Origin of the sequence: Echinicola rosea (assembly GCF_005281475.1) — a bacterium.
GTDB lineage: Bacteria > Bacteroidota > Bacteroidia > Cytophagales > Cyclobacteriaceae > Echinicola > Echinicola rosea.
In genome coordinates this window covers 5,230,452-5,255,654 of the sequence record NZ_CP040106.1, presented here as the reverse complement: position 1 = coordinate 5,255,654, position 25,203 = coordinate 5,230,452, and the positions used below count along the sequence as shown (strand labels likewise).

The 25,203-nt window shown below is 46.9% G+C and carries 22 protein-coding genes and 1 pseudogene; 8 read left to right on the top strand and 15 right to left on the bottom strand.

Going from position 1 to position 25,203, the window contains the following annotated elements:
• Positions 1–35: 35 nt before the first annotated feature.
• The 3 genes from FDP09_RS20530 to FDP09_RS24360 form a co-directional block, all read right to left on the bottom strand.
• Complete coding sequence (locus tag FDP09_RS20530; protein ID WP_137404419.1) at positions 36–791, bottom strand: nucleotidyl transferase AbiEii/AbiGii toxin family protein; 756 nt, start codon at positions 789–791, stop codon at positions 36–38.
• Positions 788–1,075, bottom strand: a complete 288-nt coding sequence (locus FDP09_RS20525) for a DUF6922 domain-containing protein (protein WP_137404418.1) — start codon at positions 1,073–1,075, stop codon at positions 788–790. Before FDP09_RS20525 ends, FDP09_RS20530 begins: the two co-directional genes overlap by 4 nt.
• 178 nt (positions 1,076–1,253) lie before the next feature.
• On the bottom strand, positions 1,254–1,391 hold the full coding sequence (locus tag FDP09_RS24360) for a hypothetical protein (RefSeq protein ID WP_187328730.1): 138 nt from the start codon (positions 1,389–1,391) through the stop codon (positions 1,254–1,256).
• 439 nt (positions 1,392–1,830) lie between these two features.
• Here FDP09_RS24360 and FDP09_RS20515 point away from each other — a divergent pair, with 439 nt between their 5' ends.
• Both FDP09_RS20515 and FDP09_RS20510 read left to right on the top strand, forming a co-directional pair.
• Positions 1,831–2,736, top strand: a complete 906-nt coding sequence (locus tag FDP09_RS20515) for an ArdC family protein (RefSeq protein WP_137404417.1) — start codon at positions 1,831–1,833, stop codon at positions 2,734–2,736.
• 116 nt (positions 2,737–2,852) lie between these two features.
• Positions 2,853–3,128 (top strand): JAB domain-containing protein, encoded by a 276-nt coding sequence (locus FDP09_RS20510; protein WP_137404416.1) that lies wholly within the window; start codon positions 2,853–2,855, stop codon positions 3,126–3,128.
• Between the two features lie 7 nt (positions 3,129–3,135).
• Here the strand turns inward: FDP09_RS20510 and FDP09_RS20505 are convergent, their stop codons facing one another.
• From FDP09_RS20505 to FDP09_RS20490, 4 genes are read right to left on the bottom strand one after another with little or no spacing between them, the layout of a single operon-like run.
• A complete protein-coding gene (locus FDP09_RS20505) occupies positions 3,136–4,485 on the bottom strand; it encodes a DUF3526 domain-containing protein (RefSeq protein ID WP_137404415.1) in 1,350 nt (449 codons plus the stop codon).
• Position 4,486: 1 nt separating this feature from the next.
• Entirely contained in the window at positions 4,487–5,896 is a 1,410-nt protein-coding gene (locus tag FDP09_RS20500) for a DUF3526 domain-containing protein (protein ID WP_187328729.1), read from the bottom strand.
• Positions 5,874–6,608: an ABC transporter ATP-binding protein gene (locus FDP09_RS20495; RefSeq protein ID WP_137404413.1), complete on the bottom strand. Its 735-nt coding sequence runs from the start codon at positions 6,606–6,608 to the stop codon at positions 5,874–5,876. Before FDP09_RS20495 ends, FDP09_RS20500 begins: the two co-directional genes overlap by 23 nt.
• 56 nt (positions 6,609–6,664) lie before the next feature.
• The gene (locus FDP09_RS20490; protein ID WP_137404412.1) at positions 6,665–8,986 is read right to left on the bottom strand and encodes a TonB-dependent receptor; all 2,322 of its coding nucleotides are present in this window, start codon (positions 8,984–8,986) and stop codon (positions 6,665–6,667) included.
• 112 nt (positions 8,987–9,098) lie between these two features.
• Between FDP09_RS20490 and FDP09_RS20485 the strand changes: the two genes are divergently transcribed.
• Positions 9,099–10,520 carry a class I SAM-dependent methyltransferase gene (locus FDP09_RS20485; protein ID WP_137404411.1) on the top strand — a complete coding sequence of 474 codons (1,422 nt, stop codon included), beginning with the start codon at positions 9,099–9,101 and terminating at the stop codon, positions 10,518–10,520.
• Here FDP09_RS20485 and FDP09_RS20480 read toward each other — a convergent pair.
• The 6 genes from FDP09_RS20480 to FDP09_RS23890 all read right to left on the bottom strand — a co-directional run bounded on the left by FDP09_RS20480 (position 10,495) and on the right by FDP09_RS23890 (position 19,937).
• Complete coding sequence (locus FDP09_RS20480; RefSeq protein ID WP_187328728.1) at positions 10,495–11,508, bottom strand: lantibiotic dehydratase C-terminal domain-containing protein; 1,014 nt, start codon at positions 11,506–11,508, stop codon at positions 10,495–10,497. The genes FDP09_RS20485 and FDP09_RS20480 overlap by 26 nt on opposite strands.
• On the bottom strand, positions 11,496–14,228 hold the full coding sequence (locus FDP09_RS20475; protein WP_137404409.1) for a lantibiotic dehydratase: 2,733 nt from the start codon (positions 14,226–14,228) through the stop codon (positions 11,496–11,498). The genes FDP09_RS20480 and FDP09_RS20475 overlap by 13 nt, the downstream gene beginning before the upstream one ends.
• Positions 14,229–14,230: 2 nt before the next feature.
• A complete protein-coding gene (locus tag FDP09_RS20470; protein WP_137404408.1) occupies positions 14,231–15,526 on the bottom strand; it encodes an HlyD family secretion protein in 1,296 nt (431 codons plus the stop codon).
• Positions 15,523–17,718 (bottom strand): peptidase domain-containing ABC transporter, encoded by a 2,196-nt coding sequence (locus tag FDP09_RS20465; protein WP_137404407.1) that lies wholly within the window; start codon positions 17,716–17,718, stop codon positions 15,523–15,525. The genes FDP09_RS20470 and FDP09_RS20465 overlap by 4 nt, the downstream gene beginning before the upstream one ends.
• The gene (locus FDP09_RS20460) at positions 17,715–19,691 is read right to left on the bottom strand and encodes a lanthionine synthetase LanC family protein (protein WP_137404406.1); all 1,977 of its coding nucleotides are present in this window, start codon (positions 19,689–19,691) and stop codon (positions 17,715–17,717) included. Before FDP09_RS20460 ends, FDP09_RS20465 begins: the two co-directional genes overlap by 4 nt.
• Positions 19,692–19,760: 69 nt before the next feature.
• The gene (locus FDP09_RS23890; RefSeq protein ID WP_187328727.1) at positions 19,761–19,937 is read right to left on the bottom strand and encodes a pinensin family lanthipeptide; all 177 of its coding nucleotides are present in this window, start codon (positions 19,935–19,937) and stop codon (positions 19,761–19,763) included.
• Between the two features lie 510 nt (positions 19,938–20,447).
• Here FDP09_RS23890 and FDP09_RS20455 point away from each other — a divergent pair.
• The 3 genes and pseudogenes from FDP09_RS20455 to FDP09_RS24350 all read left to right on the top strand — a co-directional run bounded on the left by FDP09_RS20455 (position 20,448) and on the right by FDP09_RS24350 (position 21,667).
• Entirely contained in the window at positions 20,448–21,209 is a 762-nt protein-coding gene (locus FDP09_RS20455; protein ID WP_137404405.1) for a putative DNA binding domain-containing protein, read from the top strand.
• Positions 21,210–21,247: 38 nt separating this feature from the next.
• Positions 21,248–21,352 (top strand): annotated as a pseudogene (locus tag FDP09_RS24355) (hypothetical protein); the annotation flags it as partial.
• Between the two features lie 72 nt (positions 21,353–21,424).
• Positions 21,425–21,667: a helix-turn-helix domain-containing protein gene (locus tag FDP09_RS24350; RefSeq protein ID WP_373289282.1), complete on the top strand. Its 243-nt coding sequence runs from the start codon at positions 21,425–21,427 to the stop codon at positions 21,665–21,667.
• A gap of 268 nt (positions 21,668–21,935) precedes the next feature.
• Here FDP09_RS24350 and FDP09_RS20445 read toward each other — a convergent pair whose 3' ends face one another.
• Positions 21,936–22,367 (bottom strand): hypothetical protein, encoded by a 432-nt coding sequence (locus FDP09_RS20445; protein WP_137404403.1) that lies wholly within the window; start codon positions 22,365–22,367, stop codon positions 21,936–21,938.
• Between the two features lie 108 nt (positions 22,368–22,475).
• On the opposite strand from FDP09_RS20445, the gene FDP09_RS20440 reads away from it, so the two are divergent.
• Positions 22,476–23,153 carry an SOS response-associated peptidase gene (locus FDP09_RS20440; RefSeq protein WP_137404402.1) on the top strand — a complete coding sequence of 226 codons (678 nt, stop codon included), beginning with the start codon at positions 22,476–22,478 and terminating at the stop codon, positions 23,151–23,153.
• A gap of 12 nt (positions 23,154–23,165) precedes the next feature.
• On the opposite strand, the gene FDP09_RS20435 is transcribed toward FDP09_RS20440, so the two are convergent.
• A complete protein-coding gene (locus tag FDP09_RS20435) occupies positions 23,166–23,981 on the bottom strand; it encodes a helix-turn-helix domain-containing protein (RefSeq protein ID WP_137404401.1) in 816 nt (271 codons plus the stop codon).
• A gap of 70 nt (positions 23,982–24,051) precedes the next feature.
• Between FDP09_RS20435 and dinB the strand changes: the two genes are divergently transcribed.
• A complete protein-coding gene (gene dinB, locus FDP09_RS20430; RefSeq protein WP_137404400.1) occupies positions 24,052–25,203 on the top strand; it encodes a DNA polymerase IV in 1,152 nt (383 codons plus the stop codon).

The window sequence follows — 25,203 nt, the reverse complement described above, 5'->3', positions numbered from 1 at the left end:
CCCTTTTTGGTCATGGTGCAACCGGTGTTCTTGAATCAATGGCGGGGAGACGGGTATTGGATGCCCAAATGGGCACAGAGCCTTCTTAGCTGCATCCTCCAATGGATGCTGGCCATCCTCCATGATTGGGCCTCTTCCATTGTGATGATATTGTCATGGGAGTGCATCACTTTGTCCTTAGCTACTTTATAGCTACCATCAAATCGCAATAACAACAAGGGGTTGTCAATGGCATTTTTTTCTTTGTCAAGATCAAAGATGTTCCTGTCCTCATTGCTGTTAAAGGTTGAATGCTTTTTGAGTAGATCACTATAAAGATCAACCAAGGGGATATGTTCAGTAATGTAATAAAGGTCATAAATGTCCTTTTTGGCTGGTCTGCTGGAGGCACTGATCAACTTGAACAGCCCAATGTCACGGATAGAGTACAGCCTTATTCCATTCAATTCCTCAATGGGATCAATGGCCTTCATGTTCTGGATCACGTCTACCTTTACCATCATGGAATTCTTCTGGACAAAAAATCTCAGAAAGGTAAACTGGTCATTGATGTTGGTGGGATCCATGAAACTGGAAACCTTGTCCCCATATAATTTCTGGACTTCTTCCCTGATCTTTTGAAATCCCTTAAAGCCGATGATTTGGGGGCAGAACAAATCGAGGTCAATGGATTCGCGGTGGTTGAAACGCAATGCCAGATTGGTCCCTCCGGCAAGTGCAAAATTCTTGAGGGAGTTAAGTTCCTGTAATTCCTTGATTGTATCAATTAGTTCAGCCGATACTGCTTTCATAGGGAGTACCTGAAAAATGGGGCAACCTTATAGCGCACCGAAACCAGTTTGCAAACCTCATTGCTGATGTGTTCCTTGGTTTTTTTCAGGGTGTCCAAAATATCCCTTTTGGAATAAAGGTCTTCGAGTTTTTGGATATCCTGTTCAAAACTGTCCCGTGTGGTCGCAAACAAAGCCCTGGGGATAATGATGGATTTGTCCCTGTAAACGGAAAGCTTACTTGGATCCATGTCCCAGAAAAGGTGCTTGGGGAATTGGGTCGCTATGTTTACAGTTTTTTTCATTTGTTCATTTCTACTGAAAGAAATTGGATGTCATTCAAAGAATCAAATATCGTTCCCATTGCAAAGGTAAGCAATTGGGGGCAAATCATGAAATACCTTTTGTTTGAGTGTTTTACATGTAAATTTTCAAACTCCTCCCAACTGAAGGGACACAGTTCATATTTCCATTTTCTTCTTTTCAATGGATTGTTTTGCAAATTGGACAGGTCAATGAAGATGACCCGCTTACCAAGGCTAGACATCCTTGGACTGGTGGGTGATGACCATTAGGGTAATGCCGATATCGGGTATCCTTGATCAAGGTGGTCTTGCCCACCTGCCTTGGGCCGGTAAGGATAATGGCTTTTCCCTTGCCGACCTTTTTTCAATGGTAGGCCTTATGGTTCTAGTGTAGGTTGTTTCGGTGGTTTTGTCAAATGGAACAGGTGTTCACTGGTTATTATGTTTATTGGTGAATACATATTCAAAATAGTTATGAAAATGTGTTGTTTTGTTTAGGGGTTATGGTCCTTTAATGCAGTGGAGGGATATGACCTGAGCTGGGAATCAATAATAAAGGGACAGGCGCTTTTTTTCATTTCTTATTCAATTACCCAGCAAAGTTAGGCAGCCAGTTCCCATACAGGGCAAGGATTTCCGGCATAAAGCCATTGCTATTCCCCCGCTTATTTATTCCGATCCTCCTTGCCTTTAATGTCCCCTGCAGCCTGGGGGAGCTTCATAATTAAAATCATTCACTTAAAAACGATATTATTATGAAGCGACAAAGAAAAAATTCCCGAAAAGATGTTTATGCGATCGTCAACGAAAGGATCATGGCCAGCCTTGAAAAGGGCATTGTCCCATGGAAACAGCCCTGGTCTGTTATGGGACTGCCCAAAAACTTCCATTCAGGCAAGGTCTACAAGGGCATCAACCTTTGGCTATTGCTCAGCTGTAACCATGCCTATCCGTATTACCTGACCTTCAAGCAGGCCGAAAGGCTGGGGGCGAAGATCAGGAAAGGGGCCAAATCTGTTCCGGTGGTGTACTGGAATGTTGTTTACCGGCATAAGGAAACCGGTAAAAAGCTCTCGGAAGAAGAAGCCAGAAAACTCCCCAAAGGACTGGTGGACAGGCGTGCCTTTCTGAAGTATTACAATGTATTCAATATCGAAGATACCGAAGGGGTGGAATGGGAAATGTCGGATGTAGAAAAGAAGGAACCTTTCCAGGCCATCAAGGCCTGTGAGGAGCTACTGGAAAATGTCCCGGACCTTCCCGAAATCAGGCATGGGGAGGCACAGGCCTATTACCATCCGGCAAAGGATTATATCAATATGCCCAAAAAGGAGCTGTTCAGAAGTGAAAGGCATTATTACCAGACCTTGTACCATGAAGCCGTCCACGGAACGGGCCATCCAAAAAGACTGGACCGAAAGGAGCTTTGGGATACCTCCTGTAAGGGAAAGGGCTACTATGCACGTGAAGAACTGACCGCAGAGATGGGCGCAAGCTACCTGGGCAACCTGTGCGGTATCTGGGAGAACGACCTTCAGGAGAATTCCTCTGCCTATATCCAGCATTGGCTTGGCCAGCTTAAAAACGACAAGCGGCTGTTGGTGGAAGCTGCCGGAAAGGCACAGAAAGCCGTGGATTACCTGACCGGGAAGATGACCTGAGGAAAAAGGGGAGAAGCCCCTTTTTTTGGTCAAGGCCAATTTGGAGTTACTACCCTAGCTTGGAGACAGATAAAAAAATAGAGATTAAATTTGTAATGGTATGACAAGAAAATTTGATGGATCATTCCGCCTTATTGGTGATTACTATTGTAGCTGATTCCTTCAAGATATGTTTCCATTCGGAATTTAAAACACCCTTACTATGTGCTTTATGTAAAGCTTTACATAAAGCACATAATCATCCTTCCGGAACCCTTTGCCACAGCGATCAGGACAACCGCCTGTCCGTGAAAATGATCAAGGCAGGAAAGCTATTTGAGCTTCAGGTAATGTACCATATTATCCTGATCGCGGAAACCCATTATTCCTATGCGAATAGGGAAGGGCTGTAGTTTTATTTTAGAGTTCTTCATCATCCACTCTTTTGTCCAACAGGTTAAAATGTGTGTTATAGAAATTAAGCCTTTCTTTGTCCACCTCGATCTTGTTCCAGACATCCATTGCCCTGGTGGCTGAGCGCCGGTCGATCACTTCTTGAATCCGGTCCCGAAACGCCCTATAGGCATAATAATCGGTTTGGCAGATGGCATTCAGGCGGTTTTGGAAAAAAGTTACCGGGTTGAAGAAATATCGGGACCGTATGTACCGGTTCCTTGCATAATTTTCTTGTTCAATATCGGCGGCCGCATTGCGGGTTTTAAGGTTTGCCAAGTAGGGCAATGCATTGCTGATCAGGTCTTCCCCAATGAGGCTGTCCCGGGCAGATGCCGTACCGTGCAATTCCAGCTTTGGATCCAACATAACTTCTCTAAGGGAATCTTGGGAAAGGCCGTACAGGCCGTAAAGCTCATTGGTCCCATTTCTTTTGGCATCCAGGAATGCGGTCATATAGCTGGAAGGATAAGCAATGGCCATGGATTGATGCACCGACCCAGGGATCAAGATGGTCAACACCAACCATATGGCAGACATTATTACTGCCTTCAGCGTGCTGCCGGTATTCAATACCAAAACCAAGGAAAGCAGTATTGTCCATATCAAAAGGTAAACGGCAACGGTAATGAAATAGGCCATGAAATCCATGGCGTTTGATGGGAGGACGGTAGTTATTATGCCAAATATTGCCATTGAAAAAAATATGCCCCCCATCACCATTAGGTAATAATAGAGGATCCGGCCAACCAACCATTGGCCGATGGAATGCAGCTGAACCCTCAATAGTCCCAGCATGTTGGAATCCTGCTCATAACCTTTGATGTTATAGAGAAGGATGATCATGAGCAGTGGCGCGAGATAGATCACGACAAATCCGAAATCCAAGGTGCTTGAGGTCAGCTTTTCGGGGTTGGAAAGCTCTTGTACAAGGTCATTGTCGTAAATGGTGGACCATTCGGTAACCTTTTTATAATACCCGAAACTTTCTGTTTGCCCAATGCTGTACACCATCATTGGCGAGGGTTTCTTTACGATCCACGAGGGAGTATGCCAAATGGCCCAAAGGGGGGTGGTGACATCTATATAGGCATTGCCCTCGGGTCCTTTATTTTCGTTTTCCATCCATGAGGCCACTTTTTCCAGTTCCTCTTCCTGATCCGCGAGAATTTCGTCTATCTCATGCACCTGCTTGTTGTATTGGCTTTTGCCAGTGTACATGGAGTAAACGCAAAGTGACAGGAACATGAAAATGGCACCGACCTTGGCCCGCGTTCTCCACCAATGTTTCCATTCAAATAAAAAAGCTGCTTTCATATTATTCAAATTTCAATTTGGGACCATACAGGACCGTCAGTACCACGAGCAAAATTGTCCAGGATAACAAGTTGAACATGTCGATGAGGTATTGGTCGATGACCGAGGTGATCCTTGGGCGGTCATAGGCAAATTCCGGGATGGACTGGAAGAATGATTCCGATGCTTTCCAACTCCAGTCCCCGGTTTTGGATCCCCCATAAGCATGTTTTTCGTTCATGGTTTTGATAATGTCCCTCCGGTAGGTTTCGGCCTGGACCTGGAAATCCTGCGAATGGTAAAGGTCATTTCCACAAAAGGCCATGCTGAGGTGCTGAAGGGACATGAAAGGATCCAAAACGGCGATCAGTCGCCGGACCTTCTTCTGCTTTTCCAAAATGGAGCGGTTGTTCCCAAAGTGTTTGTCCCAGACCCTGTTCCCATATTCCTCATCGGCCTGCATGATGAGCCCGTCTGCATTGATGGGAAGTTGGCTGGCTTCATCTACCCCGTAAGCGACCAACAGACTATCCGTAAAGGCTTTTCTGCGCTCCCCTGAAGGATTATGCCCGTCTATGCCCTGGTGCCTGTCCTTTTCCATGGCGGTTTTGAAGGTGCGGCGACTGGGCAGGGGATGTAGCTCATCGGAAATGCCCCCGGCAACAATCGGCAAACATATCACCCAAACCACCCAAAGTGCCATGATGGTCGAAAGGGAAGCCGAAGAACGTTTGGACCATGCCGAGAGACACACGGTGAGCAGCACCAGGACAGCGTAAAAAATCGAATAGGAAATGGACAAAAGGACTATTCTGAGGATCTCGTCCTGCTCCATGGAAGGTCCCTGTTCCATTAGGAAAACGGCCAACATCAAGGTAAGCAAAAGCCAGCCGAGCGAAGCGATGGCAATGGCTTTTGCAAAAATGATTTTTGGCAGGGAGAGTCCCTGAACCAATAGCAACCGGAGCCTACCGGCCTCCCGTTCCCCACTTATAGAGGAGAACGCCGTGAAAATAAGCAGCAGCGGAACAAGGTATTGCAATAACAGGGCAGGTTTCAACTTCCCAAAGTGGGATACCGCAAGGGACCTGGAAGCGTCAGAATAGGCCATTTCGTTCTGGACATGTCCCTCCAGTCTGATCACATTGCCCGTTACTGCCTGTACGCCCTCATCGATACTGGAAAGAAAGCCATAAGGCTTGAATGCATACGTGCCAAAGTGGACAGCATTGTGTGGATTGCTGTCCCCCATGCCGTCCCATTGCTCCCGCATATGTGCTGTTGCATGTTCATGCAGCCGGTCTTTATGATCGGCGGCCCATTGTCCGAGGAGGGTAACCCAAACCGTAACGGCCATGCAGAAAGCGAACAACAATAATATGAGCCGATTCCTGAGCAGGCCCTTCCATTCATTTTTTATGATCTCCAGCATAGGGTACATCAGGTTGTTTCATAAAATCCAAATAGGTTTTTTCCAGTTTCCCGATACTGGTTTCCAGTGCCGCATACTCTCCCATAAGTTTGCCGTCCCGCAAAATACCCAACTGGTCACAGGTTTCCTTTGCCCAAAGCAGGTCGTGGGAGGCTATCAGTATGGTAGCACCTTGTCTTGCCAGTTTTTGGAGCAATTGGGACAGTTCCAAATTGGCGGCGGGATCAAGCCCACTTGCAGGCTCGTCCAACAGGTAAACGGTAGCGTTCTTGGCATAGGCAATGGCAATGCCCACCTTTTGGCGCATTCCCTTGGAGTAGCCGGACAGTGGGAGGTCATGGGAGGTGGAGGGAAGCCCACATTCCGAAAGGGTGGCGCTGAGTTTGGATTTGGGGTATCGGAGTCCGGCGATCCGGCAGAAATAATCAAGGTTTTCCAGACCGGAGAGGTAGGGATATAGACTGACATTCTCAGCGATATACCCAATGCTTTTCCGGGTTCTGGATGGGCGATCAAAGGGATCCATCCCATCGAGCCTTACCGACCCGTGGTCAGGGCGGATAAACCCGAGCAGAAGGGATAGCGTGGTGGACTTACCCGCTCCATTGCTCCCCAATAGACCATAAATTTCCCCTTTTGGCAGGTTTATGCTCAGGCTGTCCAGCGCAGTTTTGTTCCCAAATGTTTTGGTGACCTTATCAAGTTGGATCATGTACAGGTTCGAGGTTTGGTTTTACATCTGTGATGATGGCGCTTTTAGATGATCTATCAATAGGACCACTTCGCCGTAAGCAGGAAGTTCCTTCCCATTCCTGGCAAATAATCAACATATCCACCGCTGATGGCATACTGTTCATCAAAAAGGTTGTTGACGTTAAGTTGAAGCTTATATCGCTTAAACCCGATGCTCAACATGGCGTCTGCCACGGTATAATCCGGAAGGTCCCCAAAATAGGTGGTTCGTTCGTCTACATAATTTACTCCCATCCCGATGGTGGATGTAATCCCTTCCCCTTTGAGCAGGGCGTATTTTACCCAGCCATTGGCCAGGTTTTCGGGAGAATTGTAAAAGGTATTTCCCTCGTTCTCCGGGGTGTTGCTTTCCGATACTTCTGTGTTGTTGAAACTGTAGTTGGCTATCAAGTACAGACGGTCTGTCAGGTAACCGGAGACGCCCACTTCGATGCCCTTGCTCTGTACTTCTTCAAGTGGCCGGTAGCCATATCCGTCGGGCAGCTCCGGGTCGTCATAGTACACCAGCACATTCTGTTTGGTGATGTGGTAAACGGCCAAGGTGGTATGCAGCCTGTTTTTGGCATATTCCCCTTTGTATCCCAGTTCGTACTGGTGGGTTATTTCCGGATCAAATGGTCCACCAAACTTCCGTTCATTGCTGTACTGGGGCACAAATCCCTTGCTGTAATCCACATAAAAGGAAGTGTGTTCCCTTGCTTGGTATACCAATCCAAGACTTGGGGTGATGGCCTCGGTATTTTCGGGCTGTTCATCGTAAAGTGCATTCCCCTGGTCATCGTCGGCAAAATACCTCATGTAATAATTGGTGTACCTGATCCCAAAAAGGGCCTTGAGCTTTTTGGAAAGCGTCAACTGGTCCTGAAGATAGACCCCTACGGTATTGTAGGTGAATTTTTCCGTGCGGCTACTGTAGCCGAGGTAGTCCCCTGTTTTTCCGGAAGAATAGTCCGGGGCATAGATGTTGAGCGGAAGTGAACTGAAATATTTTATGCCATTGGGATAGTTGCTTCTGGACAAGGTAAGGTCGACACCTGCTGCCAGCTTGTTCTTTATCCTGCCGATATTGAACTTACCTTCCACATAGGGGTTGACCGTGGTGGTGGGAGAAACCACTTCCTGCTCTGTATAGTCACGGCCAAGGTCACCGGTCTCCTGATCGAAGGTCCAGGAAAGTCCATATTGGTTCCGTTCTGCCTTGCTTTGGCTGATACCAAACAGAAGATTGGCCTTCCAATTAGCATTCAGTTCGTGGTCTGCAAGCAATTGGAGCTGGTAGCTGTTTCCATCATAAAAGGCATCCTCGGCTTGAAAATTAAATTCATCGGGCAAGGAGAATACCGGTAATCCATCCAGGACAGGGATTTCAGGGGCCCAGTTGCTCGTGGCACGGTCCAGGTTGAAATTGGCATTCAGTTGCAAATTGGTTTTATCGGAGGCTTCCCATTTCAGACTGCCGTAAAGTTGGAAATTCTCATTGTCGAAATTATCGGTGACCCTTCCCCCTGTTTGATAGGCGGCACCCACCAGAAAGTATAGGGATTCGGAAGGGTTCAGTTTCCCTGTGACATCACCCATGGCCCTGAACAGGCCATAGTTGCCACCACCAATGGATACATTGGCATGTGTTTCCTTCTTGGGCTGTTTTGTTACCAGGTTGATGCGTCCGCCAAGGGAACCTTCACCATACAGTACCGCAGAGGGGCCGTGGATGACTTCCACCGATTCCACATTGGCCAATAGCGGCATGACACCGGCCGGGTAGGGTGTGCCCTTCATTCCATTGATCAGGGTATTGCTGGCATTGGTGCCAAAGCCCCTGATGTTCATGGCCCCATTGGAACCCGAGACATTTATTCCGGCCACATTTTTCAGGGCCTGGTCCATGGTAAAGAGCTGTTGGTCTTCGATGGTGGCCCTGTCCACTACTTGAACCTGTTGGGGCACTTCGATCAATGGTGTACTGGTCCTGGTTACCGATTGGCTTTCACGGGGCAGTGACAGTGCCTCTACCACTACTTCCTCCAATGCCGTTTCCCCTTCGTTCAGCTGTAATTGTATATAGGTTGTCTTTCCCGATTGAATGGTAAGTGATGCAGACTTTACTTCATAACCGACACCGGAGGCCACGATGACATACGAACCTTCAGGAATGTCGGAAATACTGAAGTTACCTGCATTATCAGTGGATGTCCCAAAAGCGGTGCCATCGAGTTTTATGGTAATGGAAGGGAGCGGACTTTTGTCCGCGTCAAAAATTTCCCCCTCAATGGAGGCTTTTTGTCCCCAAACAAAGAATGGAAGAAACAAAAGCAAATGTGTAAAAAAGAATCTCATAGATCGAAAATGTTTGTGATTATTTGTTAATTATCAAGAGTTAAAACATGCAATAATGTTGCGAAAATAAGTTATCGTTTTTATAATTGCAACTGTATTGCATTATAGATTTATGTACATTCCATCGCGCTTTTTGATTTGTCCCACATGCGGCCATTTTTTGGATGGCCATCACCCTATAGAGGCTTCCCATATTACATGTGAAAAATGTAAGACGAAATACCCGCTGATCGAAGGAAGAGTCCCCTTTTTGTTCGATCGTCCTGACAAAGTCATCCGCCAGTTCCACGGCTATTACCGGAATTATGTCGATCATGAAAAAAAGCATGAGTCAAAAGTGGAGCAATTTGGTGTCGACTTTCCGGAACGCCGCTCCTTTTACCAACTGTTGGCAAAAGGACTCAGAAAGAACCGCAGTCTGGTCGAGCAGGTACTTCAAAGCCTACAGGCTCATTTACCGGAAAAATCGATTGATGAAGAACCGCTTGATAAAATGGCCTATACCACAGACCTCAGTTATTTGATGAGGGATTGGTCCGGAGAAAAGGCTCATGAAGAAGAGGTACTGAAAACTGCAAAGAGCATATTAGAAATGTTGGGTCCCTACTACGATTCCCATCCAAGCGTATTGGTGTTGGGAGCAGGGATGGGACGTATTGCTGTAGAACTTGGCGAACAGTTCAGGGAGGTAGTGGCACTGGACAATTCCCCGACCATGGCCTACTGCTTCAACCACTTGATGAAGGGTTCCCTCAGTTTTTATGATATCCAACTCAAAAGGACTTTTCACCAATCAGAAATGGTCAAGGAGATTAAGGCTTCCATAAAGGACAGGAATGACGATTTGATTATGACTGCCCAGAGAATCCATTATTTATTGGGCAACGCCCTGAACATGCCCCTAAAAGACGGTTCGATGGACATAGTGGTGTCGGCATACTTTACCGATGTGTTTCCGCTGGATCTGCTTTTGGAGGAAGTGGACAGGGTGCTCAGACCCGGTGGGCTATTCCTGCACTTTGGACCCTTGGAATACCATTTTTCCGATGAATCTGCCATGTATGCAGCCGATGAGTTCAGGCCAATTTTTGCGAAATATGGTTTCGATTGGATTACCGAAACCACCTTGGAAAACACCAATTTTTGCCGCCCATCTTCCATGCTTCAGCAAAGCTATAAGAATTGGCAGTTTCTGGCGCAAAAGAGGATGGTGACAGATAAGGGCAGCATGCAAAAAAATCCATGCCTTTGCCTTGCCGATGCGATCACCTATAAGGTCGAAGGGCCCTTGGGCAAACACCATGACCCCTCCATCATCCTCTATGGAGGGAGAGAGCCTTTAACAATTACCCCTGTCTTACTTGAAATACTCAAACTTATGAGTAACCCCATTAGGCTGGAGCAACTCTTGGCCGACTTTTTCCATCTTTTTGAGATTACCAAGGAAGAAACCGAAACCCGGAAAATGGTTGTCAAATCTTTGGAGGAATTGATGGAAAAGGGAATAGTCAAAGCTCAAGAAAGCTCTCTTTAATAAAATAGGCTATCAAGGGCTCATCTCGGTTCAAGATCCCCAGTCTATTATTGGTCATGTGGACGTAGCTTTCCAAAACTGGCCACAACCCTTGTCTACTAGTGGAATGCGGGGAGGAGGCTGCTGTTCCGGGAAAGCTCCATGATGGCAGCTTTCTGGCAATCTCTAGATCCAAGATCACCTCCTTCATTCCTTCCATCCAAGGTACAACCCACTCGCTTTCAATCTCCTGGGGATCATCCAATAAATTCCAAAATGCTTTTATAAATGGGATAATTGCAGAGCGCTGAGCTTGAAACTCTCGCTTGAAGATCATTTCGGCTTCCACCCTGTCCTTTACCTTTGCCTCTGTTTTGTCATGTAGTTTGAAGGCAGCATAAAACCAGTCTTCATAGATCTTTCCAAAAAAAATAGGAACATCGGAGCGTTCCATACCACTGGCATGGACCAAGCTCACGTGAAACTGGATTGCCGTGCCGATCAGTTGGTCGTAGGACTTCAGGTCCGGAAGGACCGTCATCACCGCCCTGGATGAATAGAAAAACTGCCTTTCAGAAATCCTGATGGCGACCTTCCCCCCATATCGGTCGGTTTCGGGTATGTACGGGATAAACTGTACCGAATCATTCGGATACCAATCCTGCCATCCGGGATAGGACTTAATGTCGTAGCCTATTCCCCGCTGAGAGGGATGATCTTGAAAATAATTATGGAAATAATGGGCCAATTCTGACCCTATTTTGTTTACTTCCAACCTGTCAAAACAGGGGATACGGAGTCTTATATGAGATCCCCTTTCCCAATAGCGGATAAAAAAATAATTGCGGAAACATAGCTTGCCCGAATCCCTTTCCAAAAATTGCCGGATCCCATCAAGGAGGAAAATACGCAAATCTCCTTCGTGGTATAAGTGGGCCGAAAGCCAAAATGGGGAAACCATTTGGCCGGACATTTTCGATTCCTTTTTTTCTCGGTTCAGTTGTTCCATTGGAAAATACATTCGTTTACAATCTGGTTTCCATTCATTTCGGCCAATTGGGAAGCAATAGGAAGCATCTCTTCTACTTTCAGTACTTTTGGGACTTTTTGGGCCATCTTCTCGAACAGCCGGATGAGGATCGGATTGGAAAAGGAAATATATTGGGGCTTTTGGTTATCCGTGCCGACCCGACGCTTTTCCTTTTCCGTAAGGGTAGCCATTTCCTGTGGGGTGGTCACAAAAATAAATACTTCGGCAGGTAAATCGTGTTTGATCCTCCATTGGTTCAAACGTAAAAAGAACATCGCATCGGATTCAGTGGGATGTCTCATGGGAATGGATTTTTTTGCAAAAAACCAAGACCTTCTCTGTAGAATAATATCATGCTCAAAGCTGATCCGTGGGAATTGCACCAAGGCTGCACCTTTTTTAAGTTTGTTTAGGTATAATGAGGCGTTTATTGTCTCGGTAATCAATGATGGATAGATATAGGTGGCAGGGGTAAACCGCTCCAATAATTGGTAAAGTTGGGATCTTCCCCTAAGGGACTGGAAACCCAGATCAAAAAGATACAGGGGCTTTCCGGTAGGTTTGTGGACAAGATGGAGTTGGTCCGTTTGTTGGCGATAGGTAATTCCTACTTCCGTTATGGGGATCTGTCTTCCCTCGGGTAGGTTTCGGTGACCGTTGGGCACTTCCAGCTCAAAGGGCATGAGAGGGGGGCGCAGGTTGGCATTGAAATAGGATGCATCCGTGCTTTCCGTCATCAAGCCGTCCCGACCTAGCGCTTCGTTCTTCTTTCTCAAAAGGTTGGAAACATCCGGAGAAAAAGCATGTAAAAAACGGGAATACATTCTGCCGTACCCTGCGTAAGTGAGGTTTACGGCCGCTTTCCACCCATCGGCTTCGGTTTTGTACAGTTGCATAAATGCCGATAGGGACTGGGTGGATTTGGAAGGCGGGATTTCCGTTTTTTCACTACCATTGATTCCCTCCAGTAACTCCTCAGACAAATCGAGGTGATGGGGATTTTGAAGCAATAATGGCTCCAAGGCTTTGGCCAACTCCCGCTTCCATCTATCATCCCTTTCCCGGCGGGCCTTAATGTCCGGAACCTCCAAAACGGTATGCACATCGGTGGGGGATCCGGGCATGTTGATACCCTGGTCAGTTTCGGGCAACTCCACATCCCGATAATAGTTTTCGTAAAAATCAAGAACGTCCACCATCTGGTCACCACCATACCGCAGCAAAAAATAATGCTTCAATTTGTCCTTTCTGTCCAGCTGTACTTCAAATCGGCCCATTAAACGACATAGCGTGTTTAATTTGTCAATTAGGGGGACGACCACCTTCCCTGAAACTTCAAATGCTGCTGTATGCCTGCTGTCCTCAAAGACCATTTGGTGCGGTTTTAGCCTGAAAGCTTCAAAGTGGATCTGTCCAAAGGTTCCATCACCTGATTTTTTTTCATTGATGCGGGATCGTTGGCTGTAGTGGGGAGACGATGCCTCATTAAGCTCTTCATAGATACTTATAAAACGAGAATGGACAATGTCCAAGATGACATTCCGTTCCCTTTCATTGCTTTCTTCCAAGCTGGTGGTTAGCGCTCTTAACTCCTGGAGAACTGCTGTCAATTTTACGGTCAGTGGCGTTTTGCCCTGCATCTCTGCCAATTCCTTACCAAAATGAATGTCCCAGTCCGGATCCATGCCCGAGGTGGAAAAGTTAAACTCCAAAAAGCCCACATCGATCAGCCTGTCAAGATAGTCCCGCAAAGATTCATGTGGGGCATCTACCTGCTGGCACAAACTTTCCAGAAGACATTGATAGCGTACCATTTTACCGGTCAGTTCCTCTTTGATCAATGCGTTGATAGGGCTTGGGGGAATTTGCTGGAACGATTCAATATTGTTGCTGTTGGCGAGAAACTGAAAATGCCCGTTTTTCAAGGTTGCAGATGGGTTTAAACGGACATTACGCTGCTTTCGGAAGGACTCGATCTTTAGTAGGGCCTCCTTTAAATAGGCAAACAGGTAATTGTTCAGCCTGATCACACTTTTTGCTCCCCACTCACCGCGATGGCCCCAGTCTCCGGTTTTGGCTTTTGTTATTTTTCCTAGCCCGATGTGGTTGAACGTACTGAAAGGGGATGTTTTGGTCGTCATTCGGGTCATGTATTTCATCATTCCAAGGATGGTCTGCCACTCCTTTTTTCGAGGGGGAGTGGCCTGCAGCCTTGGGATATACTTGTCCATATTGTCCACCAGTGTTTGATTGGAAAGCATTATGCCCTTGCGCAGGTTCACGTCCTTTGAAAGTAAATGGAGTTGGCGGTAGGTTTGTTGTATCTCTTGATCATAGGTACGTTCAAAATCTTCCTTTAGCACCCTTAGATTATTTTCCAGCCGCATATATCCATGAAGCAATTCCAGAAGGGAAGGGGATGTTCGGATGGCGAAAAGTCCGAGCATGGATTTACTTATCGGTCGTTGGTTATGGACGTCACGTTTTAACTGTAGCAGTTTGTTTTGCAGGCCTGTGTCTCCTTGCTTGGCTATGGTTTCAAAAAGCAGTTGTGTGATGGTTTCCTTCAGCTGATGGATTTCGGCATTGGCCTCCATTACTTTGTTCGCCTGGCCAATACTGTAGGGAACCTCCATGCCGTGCAGGTCCTTCATTTTTCCACTTGCCATCCGTATGATAAAATAAGGAAATAGCTCCATGATTATAGTTTGTTGTTGATGAGATGGTTGAACTTGTCGAACAGTCTTGAAAGTAGGCTGAGGTCTTTGGTCAGTATCTCGGCATATCCACTAAGCTCTGGCTTAAAGCCAAGGAGAATACCGTAGGAGGAAAGGAGTCCGTTTTGGAGTCTTACCCGAATCCTATAGGATCCATCATTGGGAAGGAGGGCAATGTTTTCCACCCTTCCCATCACCTGTCCGTACTGGTCTTCCGGATAGGCGTCCAACCGGATTCGGACCATTTGGCCAATTTGGACCTTTCCCAGACCATGGGATGAAACTTCCATATACCCAACCAAGGCCTCGCTGTCATTGACTATGGTCATAAAATGGTCATTGTTGCCTATGAACTGGTTTTCCTCCCATTTTTCCTTGTAAACCACCTTACCGCCAATAGGGGCTTTTAATAGGAATTGCTGTTCCCATTGACGGATCTGTCCCTCGATTAGGTGGATATTGTTGCTCAGTGAATGATTCAAGTCCCTGAATAAGACCTCCTCCTCCCTTTGCAGGTCCAGTTGCTCCGTATGGGTTTGGCTGAGGAAGATCCGGTGGTCAATGAGGGTCTTCTCCAAGACCTGTATTTCACGCATTTTTTTTAGAAAGACAGCCTTGTCCTCCTCGAACTGAATTTTGCTCTTTACGCCTTCATCATATAGCTGCTCATTGATAGCATAATGCTGCTTCACTAGGTCCAGCTCTTCTTGGGCAATGGAAATTTGGTTGGAAATTACCTTGATGTTTTCCCGGTAATTGTTTACCTGCTCTTTCAATGCCGAGTTTTTATCTGAAAAATACCGGGTATTTTGCAAATCTTTATAATTTTCCAAGGAGGTAATGATCCTGTTATAGGTTTCCTGCATGGTACCTGTCACCAAATGTTGGCTAAACTGGAATGACGAAACAGAATCCGGGTGCTGAAGGGCATTTTCCAATGCATCAACCTGGCATTTTAAAGTAAGGATATCCTCTAGGTTTCCTGTATTCTCGATTGCTGCCACTACAGTTCCCGCCCCAACTGTTTGTCCATCCTGGGCAAATAATGCATGGATCTTTCCAGCACTGTTGGAAACCACCTCCACAGGAGGTGATAGGGTGGAAATAAGGATCCTGCCAGAAATGATGTCAGGATAACTGATAAATGATGAGACTACCAGGATAAGGGCCAGGGTCAGGAATATACAGGTCATCCCCCAGCGGACTATCCAATGGGGCATCTTGCCGAGGATCTCCTGTACGGCATCACTCTGTATTGCTGCTTTTTTTCTCCTTTTCAATTCCCTAGTTCCAATTGGTTTTTGACCAGATAATAATATTTTCCTTTTAATGCGGAAAGCTCCTGGTGGGTGCCCTGTTCGATGATCTGGCCTTTTTCCAGCACCACGATCTGGTCGGCATTTCTGACAGTGCTCAGCCTGTGTGCGATGACAAGAGTGGTTCTTCCCTTGGTAAAGGCATTGAGCTGTTCCATGATGGCCCTTTCATTATTGGCGTCTAGGGAACTGGTGGCCTCATCGAAAAGCATGAAGTCAGGATCCCGGTAAACCGACCTGGCTATCAGGATACGCTGCTTCTGGCCAACACTCAATCCAGCTCCGTCCCGTCCAATGATGGTATCAAAACCCAGGGGAAGTTGTTCGACAAACTCAGTGGCATTGGACACCTTGGTAGCATGGCGTAACCGATCCAGGTCAAACTCTTCTTTGTCCAAAACGATGTTGCCCGATACCGTGTCCGAAAAGATGTAACCGTCCTGCATTACCGCACCTGTGTATTTACGCCATTCTACAGTTGAAATATTTTTCAAATCAATGCTTCCGATCGATATGTTGCCCTTTGAGGGTGGATAAAATTTTAGCAATAATTTCATCAGGGTAGTCTTTCCACTGCCACTTGTTCCCACGATCGCAGTGGTCTTGCCAAATGGAATGTCCATGTTCAGGCCTTTTAATACAAAATTATTATGGTCCCCCTCATATTTAAACCATAGGTCCCGAATCTGGATGTCAGGGGATGTCGGCAAAATCTTCGTCCTGACAGCCTCTTTGGGATCTTCTTCCTGATGGTCATAGACCTCGGAAATACGCTCTAGGGCAATTCTGGCGTCCTGCCAATTTCGGACCATTCCAATTGCCTGCAAAATGGGACTGTTCAGCTGGCCAATAATGTAGGATAGTGCCAGCATCATCCCCAACGTTATTTCTCCGTCAACCACCTGTTTAGCAGCCATAAAGGTGATCAGGATGTTCTTTGCCTCGTTGATAAATAGGGATCCGCCTTCTTGGGTCTGTTTTAAACCAAGGCTTTTGACATTTACTTGGTATAGGCTTGCTTGGATCCCTTCCCATTTCCAGCGTCTGTTTACTTCTGCACCGTTCAGCTTGATTTCTTTCATCCCGGTGAAAAGTTCAATCAGGTTACTGGTGTTGCGGGCATCCTGGGAAAACTTTTTATAGTCTAACCTTTTTCGCTTTTCAAGGAATATATAGATCCATATAAAATAAAGGGTGCTTCCCACAAAAAATACCGCAAAGATATCAAGGCTGTAAAATGCAATGATTACGCTGTAGATCAACAAGGTAGTGGTCCCGAACATCAAGTCGGGAAGAGTGGAATTGAAAAAAGTGCTGATCCTTTCATGGTCCGTAATCCGTTGGAGCAGGTTTCCCATGTGTTTGGTTTCGAAAAACGCCAATGGCAATTTCATCAGCTTGATCAGGAAATCTGAAATGATAGCGATGTTTACCCTGACTCCCAAGTGGAGGATTATCCAATTTTTGATAAAATCTATGCCGGTCCTGCCCACAAACAGGAGTAACTGGGCAAACAGTATCAGATAGATAAACCCAATATCCCGATTGCTGATCCCTATATCCACCATGGCCTGGGTCAGCAATGGGAACATCAATTGAAGAATGGAGCCCGCTATTAAGCCCAAGAACAATTGGGCTATTATTTTCTTATATCCTTTTAAATGCCTAAGAATAGCTATCATTCCCGGCTTATAGGGTTCATTGTCCTCTGGCTGTTCTTGAAATTGAAGTGTTGGTTCCAGCAACAACAGGTTGCCAAGGCTATCGGGGTTGTCCAACCCCGTCCAGTGTTTGGTAAATTGCTTTTTGGTATACTTTAATTGGCCATAGGAGGGGTCTGCAACATGGATGTTGTTTTTCTCTACTTTATAAATGACCACAAAGTGGTTTTGGTTCCAGTGTGCCACACAGGGAAGTGGCACCTCTTCATATAATTGCCTGTAGTCCGATTGGATGGGAAGTGCCCGGAGCTGAATTTTTTCTGCCAGCTTTCCAAGTCCTTGGATGGAAAGTCCAATGAAGGTAACATCACTCATGGCTTTGAGGCGTGCAAGGGAAATTGATTTTCCGTAATACTTGGCGATCATCCGCAAGCAGGTGTGCCCGCAATCCGTATAGTCATGCTGGCGATAAAAAGGGAACCTTTTCCATTTCATTTATGTGGCGATGGTTTTCGGTTAAAAATGGATCTGGATGGATTGAACAACGAGGCAACCTTTGCCGGGATTATGAGCTGTTGCTTCATGGCGGTCACCACGTTCTGGATAAACAGTTGGTAAACCTCTTGGATATTGGCTGGCTCATCCAGGTCATAGGATTGAATAAATTGTTCAAAGGAAGCCTTTGCCGAGTTAGGGGTTTTGAAAAGCGAGCAGAGTTCAAACCTAAGTTCGTCCAGCTCGATTTCGATGATTCCATTAAATGTAAGCCTCCACATCAAATAGTTTGTTCCATGGCCCTGATGATTCCCTCCGACCCTTTTGACGCTGGTTTCTGGATGCAAGGCCAGCGTGGATTCCTGTAGTTCGTTTGGGGGAGCGCAAAGTATTTTATCTACCTGCTCCTGCACTACTTCGGATTTTATATAGGAAAGCACATCGCTTTCATTGTCCCAATCAAGTTGGGCTTTGGCCATTTCAACATTGAATATTCGCCTGGGTTCATTAACCGACACCTGAAGTCCCCTTTTCAATTCTTCAATGGTCTGGCCCAGGGGATCCTTATGCCCGGTAATCGTTACCATGTTACAAAGTGCGGGATTTTCCATGGTTTTGGGAAAAGCGTTCTTCAAAAGTGTTTTTTTTATATCCCCAAGTGACATGTTCAGTGCTTTATATTTTATATCAATACGGAGGGCTTCAGGACGATTGACCGAGGGAAGGAGCACGGATGGAACCTCTTGCCCGCCCAACAGGCGCAAAAGGAAATATCCAATTCCAGCGGACCCCATGAACAAACTGATATCTTCTCCATTCTGGCCACCATATCCACACCGGAACGATCCCAGGGTACGTTGCTGGGCAATGGCCTTTTCAGCTACTTGGGCCGCCTGTTCGAAATAAGTATTGTCTCCTGTCATGTGGGCATATTCCAGAAGCAATTCTGCATTGCCACAGCCTCCATGGCAAAGGGTGTAGGAACCGAACGGATTGTCATTCAAAACGTCAGTTTTAACGGTTTTTACTACCGCATTGTGCGCATCCTTCAACAATCCTGGATCGTTGGTTAGCCGGTATCCTTTCAGTCTCGCCAATCCAATTCCCACAGCACCATTGCACCAGGCATTGAAGAAGGTAGGTTTGGTAAAGACCTTTTTGTTGCCTGCAAGAAAGGCATTTACGTACTGACATTTTATGCGGTCATCACTGACAGGGGTTCTGAAATCCGGCCAGTTAAGTTCCCCTTGGTTATAAAAACTGTTCTCATATCGGACCGCTTCTTGGGCAACCCAATAAAGGTTATGATTGCCCGTATATTCGCCCACGGTCCATAGGGCATAGGCAATTCCCGATGCACCGTGTGACAATCCACAAAGGGCGTGGATTTGGTCAAAGTTACGGTCCCAGCAAATACCTTCTTTTCTTAGGTGGGCTTTTTCGAGAATGGTTCTTATGGCTATATCCACCCTTTCCAGTAACCATGCTTCACCGGTAACACTATGGTAAGAAAGTAAAACGATAATGGTCCCGGATAGACCATTAAACAATTCCGATGTAACCGCTCTTGGAAATACGGTGGTGGATTGTCTTAGCAGGGCCAGGCCTGATGTCAGGTATTTTGCCTCTCCACTTTGCCTATATAGCATAAGTAAAGAATAGGCTACTCCCGATTCGCCCAAAAAAAATGAGGGACTCCCGGGAACCTCCTTTTTCTTTGCAATCAACCAGTTCCCAATTTTTTTTGAAATGTCCAAATAATCATTGTTCCCCGAATGTGCGTAAAGTGCATTGAAGAACAGAAGGATACCGGCATTGCCTGTGTAAAGACTATCTTCGCAGGACCAGGTGTACTTACCAGGTCTTAAGGGTTTCATGGTTTTGAAGTGTATGGTTTCGTTGGTTGCAATGGAATTTGAGGATATGGTGTCCGCAATACCAAATAGTGCTTCATAAAGCACGGTTTTTTCCATGATCGTTTATATTATGATATGGGCAATCCAAGACCTACGGTAAGCAGGATTGCTTACCGTAGGATAAAATCAGCCTAACTTTACACCGATTTCACTTGCACAGCAATGTGCTGTATCAACCGATTTCTTGGTGTGAATCGTTGTGTGCGTATCGTCTGCCAATACACCGGCAGCACCAAATGCATCTTTGGGGCTGGTAACGAAGCTTTTAACTTTGAAATCGTCTAATTTCAACTTCTTTTTCATGATATTGAGTTTTTAATGGTTAAGCCTACTCTATAAAGGTTTTCAGCAACCCCTGTACTTAATGTTGCAACACTATTGCATATATAGTCATTAATGATCTTAAATGCAATGATGTTGCAAATATAAATTGTAATGATTTTTCTATTAAATTGTCGGTTTCCTTAGATCCTGTTCTATTATAAGGTAATTCTTAGGCGTGAAAAACCATAGGGCCTAATCAGACTTGATGGCTTATCACCTAACCTTTAATTTAATTGGGCGCTACTGTTGGTCAACACTTTACGCATTTATCGAAAGGCATTGTAGCTTAGGATAGGTTAATTAATATTGAAAAATGAAATGACGTAAGCGTCAAGGTAACCATCTCATTAGGTGGCGGAAAGTCTCCTTGGTTTGGGTCACCAAATTCCACTTGGTGGCAGACATGGAACAAGGAGCAGCTTAAATGCTGGCTCCCTGTACAATTTCCATTTATCGTAATGTGTCACATTTCCCTGTTCCGCGTTAAGGATGGTCAGGGACTATCTTAAAGGTTTTGGTATCGGTATAGGTCCTGCCAAGGTGGATGTTGAGGGAAAAACCGTTTGGGTGATAGAAGTAAATACTGGAAGCCAAAAACCTTATGTATTGTCCGGAGCCATTTATGTAAGGCAAGGACCCAATACCCAAAAATTGACCACTGTAGAGCAAATGCGGGACTTTTTCCAACAATCAGATCGTATCTATTTTGTCGAAGCTCCTTGTACGGAATTTTCCATACCTTCAGCCATTGACCAGGATTGGTTTGAAGAATTCCGGGATTTAAGTGGTCTTTCTAAAACGGTAAGTCAAGAGCAGGTCATTAATAACCTGAAGCTTATACTTCCTGATGGTAATATGAAAAATGGAGGAGCATTATTTTTTGGGTTTGTTCCTGAAAGTTTTATCGCAACGGCAGTTATCCGCTGCGTGGCCTTTGATGGGATCAATAAAACCCAAATCATTGATGATAAAATATATGGAGGCTCATTAATGAGACAGTATGAACAAGCCATGCAGTGGCTCAAAGGAAAGCTTGATATACGGTATGAAATAGGAGCCGGAGAACCTAGAAAGGAAATTTGGGAAATTCCTGAAACAGCTTTAAAAGAATGTCTTATCAACTCGATTTCATATAGGGACTATTATGATAAAGGGGTCAAAATAACAGTTGAACTTTTTAAAGATCGGGTAGAAATCAGCAATCCGGGCGGCTTGACCAGCGCCATCTCTTTGGCGGATTTAGGTACCTAAAGTCACAGTCGGAACCCCTTGATTTTGGGCTTTTTGTTCGCATTAAAATGGTGGAACAGATTGGGTCAGGAATTGGTAGGGTAAGGGATCTAATGAAGGCTGTGAAGCTTCCGGAACCAACGTTTAAAACCGATGGGATCTTTACGGTAACCTTTCTCTGTAGATATAAAATTTCGGGAAAGAGTTCGGTTAAGGATTCGGGAATTGCTTTGGAAATGAATTGGAACCGGACGAGAGAAACGCTCATAAATAAATCCCCCTCGAAACTAGGGAAGAGTGCTCTGAAGATTTTGGAGATGGTTTATAGGGATAAATACATCACCATTCCTGAAATGGCTAAGAATCTGGGTATAACTGAGCGAAGGGTGGGGAAGAATATCCAAAACTTGAAAGCTCTAAAACTTATGAAGAGAAAGGAAGGGGGCAGAACCGGTTATTGGACTCTACAAGTCAAATAGAGTTTAAAGGATAGGTAAATAGGATTTCAGAATAATTTAATTATTCCTTGTCTTTTAAGAATCCTCCAAATGGCCTCCTTTGCAGTGGAAAGTTATCAGACCCTGTTTTTAAAGACCTACTATCCACTGGTATTCATGGTGGAGGGGATCTTCAAGGAGAAGCTGCTGGACTTTGCGCTGAAATAATCGCGGACAGCTCCAACTCGGGGATCCTGCACCTTGCCGGAGAATATCGGTGGGGCAGGGAAATGAAGCTTTGCATGTTACTTTAATAGACCCAGCCGAAAAGTTCCTGAAAAGTGCTTTCCTCCCCGAAAATTGATTTGTTGCACAACATCAACAGGGCGTTCCCTGGATAACTGCCCAGGTGGTTGACCTCTAAGGCCGCCCGTTCCCCTTCCCTGACCGAACAGACCAAAAAAAGGTCGTCCTCCCATTCATAGATCCCGATCCAGCAGGTGGCCCGGGTGGCCAGGTTGCTGTAGCCCAGTTCCACATCGGTGCCCAACATGGCCTTGCTGACGACATAAAAATCAGAAAGCGGATAGGTGTGTACCGGCCTGCCGTAACTGTCCAGCAACAGGGCAATGCGATAGATTTCCTCCATCTCGACAAGGGAGGGCTCCCTTTCGGCAAAGGTCCTGAAGTTATGGCACAGGTTGATGAAATGGGTATGGTCAAAGTCAATGGCGAGCAGCATGGGCAAGGAGATTGATGCCCTTTAAAATAACCAATATTTTCCACAAGGCCCGCATAGGGAGTTGTTGGTTTTTTGGCTATATTGGTATTTCACCATCTTTTCAAGCCCATGTGTTACCACGTTTCCCTGCACAAGGACATCAAGACCGTTGAAAAGGATTTTGGCAAGAAAGTGGCCGAACCGGACCTTTTCGAGCCGGGCTACCACCTCAACGGTTTTGCACAGCCCTTCCTGCCGGTAATGAGCACGGCAGACGGGCAGGCCATCCACATGTACCGGTGGAAGCTCTTTCCCCATTGGGTCAAGGAAGAATCCGCCTGGAAGGCCAATACGCTCAACGCCAAAGGGGAGGAGCTGTTCGAGAAGGGCTCCTACAAGGCCTACTGGAAAAACCGCTGCCTGGTGATCTGCAACGGCTTTTTCGAGCCCCACCACCCCGATGGACAGAAAAAGGTCCAGTCCTATTTTATCAGGCCCAAAGAAGGGGACTATTTTACCCTTGGGGCCATCTATTCGGTGTGGAAGGACATGCCGACCTTCAGCATCATTACCGTCCCGGCCAACCCGCTGTTGGAAGGGATCCACAACGAGAAAAAACGCATGCCATTGGTGTTGGACGGGGAACAGGCAGAAGCTTGGCTCTTACAGGACCTTAAAAAGGACGAAATGTCCGACCTGATGGTGCCCTATCCCGATGACAGCAAGATGGAAGGCTACCGCGTCATCGACGGGGTGACCAATTCCCGCGTCAATACCAACGTGCCCGAAGTGCTTCAACCAGTTTAGGGACAGGCTCCTCTACTTTTCCTTTTTTGCCAAAGTATGGAGGGTTGCCTTGATCTCCCTGACATCCCTGCCCATCTGCTCCATGGAGCTCATCGGGCCAGGGATGTTTTCGGTGAAATAACTGTGGAACTTCCAAACTTCCAATACTTCCATCACGTCCACCTCATAGGGCTCGTACAGGCTGTTGAGGGACTCCAGCAACAAACTCCTGTTTTCCTTGATGCGGCCCGTGACCAGTTTAAAACTGATACCTTCCTCCTTGGTCACCACGATACAGGGTGTTTTCTCCTTTATCCCGCTCCAGTCCTGCAGGAACTCGGCAATCACAAAGGCCCCCTCGGGCACGGGAAGCATCGAATCCCCTTCGGTGGGGAACATGCGGTATTTTCGGTTTACGTCAAGCTGCGGAAGGTTGAACACCGGCAGTTTACTGATAAACCCCGGGTCACTGTGCCCCGACAGGTAGCCAGCTTTGGCCTTGACCGGGACAAGTTCCACATTTTCCCGGTTGTCGTTGTTGACCGTGGTGGCCAGGATGCGGATGCTGCCGCCCTTCAGGTACACGTCATTGCCCGCCTCCAGGTCCCGCAGCTTCAGTTCGGAGAGCTTGGAGAGGTCCACCTTCACCAGTGTATCGATGCTCATGCGGAAGAAGTCGGAGAACAGCACCATATCGGCCATGGGCGGGTTCTTGACATGGCCGTTTTCATGGGTGTTCACCTTGGGACGGGAAATGTCCAGTTTTTCTGCCAGTGCCACCTGGCTCATTTTCATGCGATTACGGAGGAATTTCAGGTTGGAAGACCAGAAAAAGCTTGTATTGTCCATGATTTATTGGTAATATTTAAAACACAATAATGTCGTAATTATTACCAATTATACCAAAATGTTCGGACAAATGAAAAGGAATGTGGTGCATTTTGATCTGGACACCTTCTTCGTAAGTGTGGCAAGACTGGGCAACAGCGCCCTGAAGGACAAACCGGTGATCATCGGCGGGCACTCCGACCGTGGGGTGGTGGCCTCCTGCAGCTATGAGGCAAGGAGGTTCGGGGTGCACAGCGCCATGCCCATGAAGCTGGCGCGAAGGCTCTGCCCCTCGGCGGTGTACCTGCAGGGGGACATGGACAGCTACAGCCACCACAGCCGGGTGGTGACCGACATCATCCGCAGCGAGGTGCCCGTCGTGGAGAAGGCCTCCATCGATGAGTTCTACCTCGACCTGACGGGCATGGACCGCTTCTTCGGCTGTAGCAGCTATACCGCGGAGCTGAAAAAGAAGATCCTGCGCGAATCGGGCCTTCCCATCAGCTATGCGCTCGCCTCCAACAAGCTGGTCAGCAAGGTGGCCACCGAGGACGCCAAGCCCAACGGGCAGATGGAAATCCCCTTTGGCCATGAAAAGGGCTACCTGGCACCGCTTGCCATCGAGCGGATGCCCGGCGTGGGGCTGAAGACCTCAGCACTGCTCAAAAGGATGGGCGTGGAGACCATCAAGCTGCTCTCGGAAATCCCTGAGCCCATGATGCGGAACCTGCTGGGAAAAAGCGGGATTGCCCTTTCCCGCAAGGCAAACGGCAGGGACGACAGCCCCGTGGTGCCCTATACCGAGCAGAAGAGCATCGGCAAGGAGGAGACCTTTGACAACGATACGATCAACATGGCCTTTTTGGGCGGGGAACTCGTCAGGCTGACCGAAAGGGTGGCCTTCCTGCTGCGCAAACAGCAACGGCTCTGCGGCTGCATTACCGTCAAGCTGCGCTATGCCAATTTTGACACCGTAAGCCGGCAGGCCATTGTACCCTACACCGCCAACGACAATGTGCTGCTGGCAAAGGCCAAGGAGCTCTTTGCCAAGCTCTATGACCGGAGGATGCTCGTGCGCCTGATCGGGGTAAAGGTCAGCCACCTGGTGGGCGGCTACCAGCAGATCAGCCTGTTCGGGGATACCGAGGAGAACGTGCGGCTGTACCAGGCCATGGACACCATACGGAAGAAGCACGGGTCGCATGCGGTCATGCGGGCGGTGGGCAAACTTGAAAGGAGGTAG

What these genes read in the sequence shown, in the direction of transcription:
- FDP09_RS20530 (WP_137404419.1), bottom strand. Translation starts at nt 791, where the DNA reads ATGAAAGCAGTATCGGCTGAACTAATTGATACAATCAAGGAATTACAG.
- FDP09_RS20525 (WP_137404418.1), bottom strand. Translation starts at nt 1,075, where the DNA reads ATGAAAAAAACTGTAAACATAGCGACCCAATTCCCCAAGCACCTTTTC.
- FDP09_RS20515 (WP_137404417.1), top strand. Translation starts at nt 1,831, where the DNA reads ATGAAGCGACAAAGAAAAAATTCCCGAAAAGATGTTTATGCGATCGTC.
- FDP09_RS20510 (WP_137404416.1), top strand. Translation starts at nt 2,853, where the DNA reads ATGGATCATTCCGCCTTATTGGTGATTACTATTGTAGCTGATTCCTTC.
- FDP09_RS20505 (WP_137404415.1), bottom strand. Translation starts at nt 4,485, where the DNA reads ATGAAAGCAGCTTTTTTATTTGAATGGAAACATTGGTGGAGAACGCGG.
- FDP09_RS20500 (WP_187328729.1), bottom strand. Translation starts at nt 5,896, where the DNA reads ATGCTGGAGATCATAAAAAATGAATGGAAGGGCCTGCTCAGGAATCGG.
- FDP09_RS20495 (WP_137404413.1), bottom strand. Translation starts at nt 6,608, where the DNA reads ATGATCCAACTTGATAAGGTCACCAAAACATTTGGGAACAAAACTGCG.
- FDP09_RS20490 (WP_137404412.1), bottom strand. Translation starts at nt 8,986, where the DNA reads ATGAGATTCTTTTTTACACATTTGCTTTTGTTTCTTCCATTCTTTGTT.
- FDP09_RS20485 (WP_137404411.1), top strand. Translation starts at nt 9,099, where the DNA reads ATGTACATTCCATCGCGCTTTTTGATTTGTCCCACATGCGGCCATTTT.
- FDP09_RS20480 (WP_187328728.1), bottom strand. Translation starts at nt 11,508, where the DNA reads ATGGAACAACTGAACCGAGAAAAAAAGGAATCGAAAATGTCCGGCCAA.
- FDP09_RS20475 (WP_137404409.1), bottom strand. Translation starts at nt 14,228, where the DNA reads ATGGAGCTATTTCCTTATTTTATCATACGGATGGCAAGTGGAAAAATG.
- FDP09_RS20465 (WP_137404407.1), bottom strand. Translation starts at nt 17,718, where the DNA reads ATGAAATGGAAAAGGTTCCCTTTTTATCGCCAGCATGACTATACGGAT.
- FDP09_RS20460 (WP_137404406.1), bottom strand. Translation starts at nt 19,691, where the DNA reads ATGGAAAAAACCGTGCTTTATGAAGCACTATTTGGTATTGCGGACACC.
- FDP09_RS23890 (WP_187328727.1), bottom strand. Translation starts at nt 19,937, where the DNA reads ATGAAAAAGAAGTTGAAATTAGACGATTTCAAAGTTAAAAGCTTCGTT.
- FDP09_RS20455 (WP_137404405.1), top strand. Translation starts at nt 20,448, where the DNA reads ATGGTCAGGGACTATCTTAAAGGTTTTGGTATCGGTATAGGTCCTGCC.
- FDP09_RS24350 (WP_373289282.1), top strand. Translation starts at nt 21,425, where the DNA reads ATGAATTGGAACCGGACGAGAGAAACGCTCATAAATAAATCCCCCTCG.
- FDP09_RS20445 (WP_137404403.1), bottom strand. Translation starts at nt 22,367, where the DNA reads ATGCTGCTCGCCATTGACTTTGACCATACCCATTTCATCAACCTGTGC.
- FDP09_RS20440 (WP_137404402.1), top strand. Translation starts at nt 22,476, where the DNA reads ATGTGTTACCACGTTTCCCTGCACAAGGACATCAAGACCGTTGAAAAG.
- FDP09_RS20435 (WP_137404401.1), bottom strand. Translation starts at nt 23,981, where the DNA reads ATGGACAATACAAGCTTTTTCTGGTCTTCCAACCTGAAATTCCTCCGT.
- dinB (WP_137404400.1), top strand. Translation starts at nt 24,052, where the DNA reads ATGAAAAGGAATGTGGTGCATTTTGATCTGGACACCTTCTTCGTAAGT.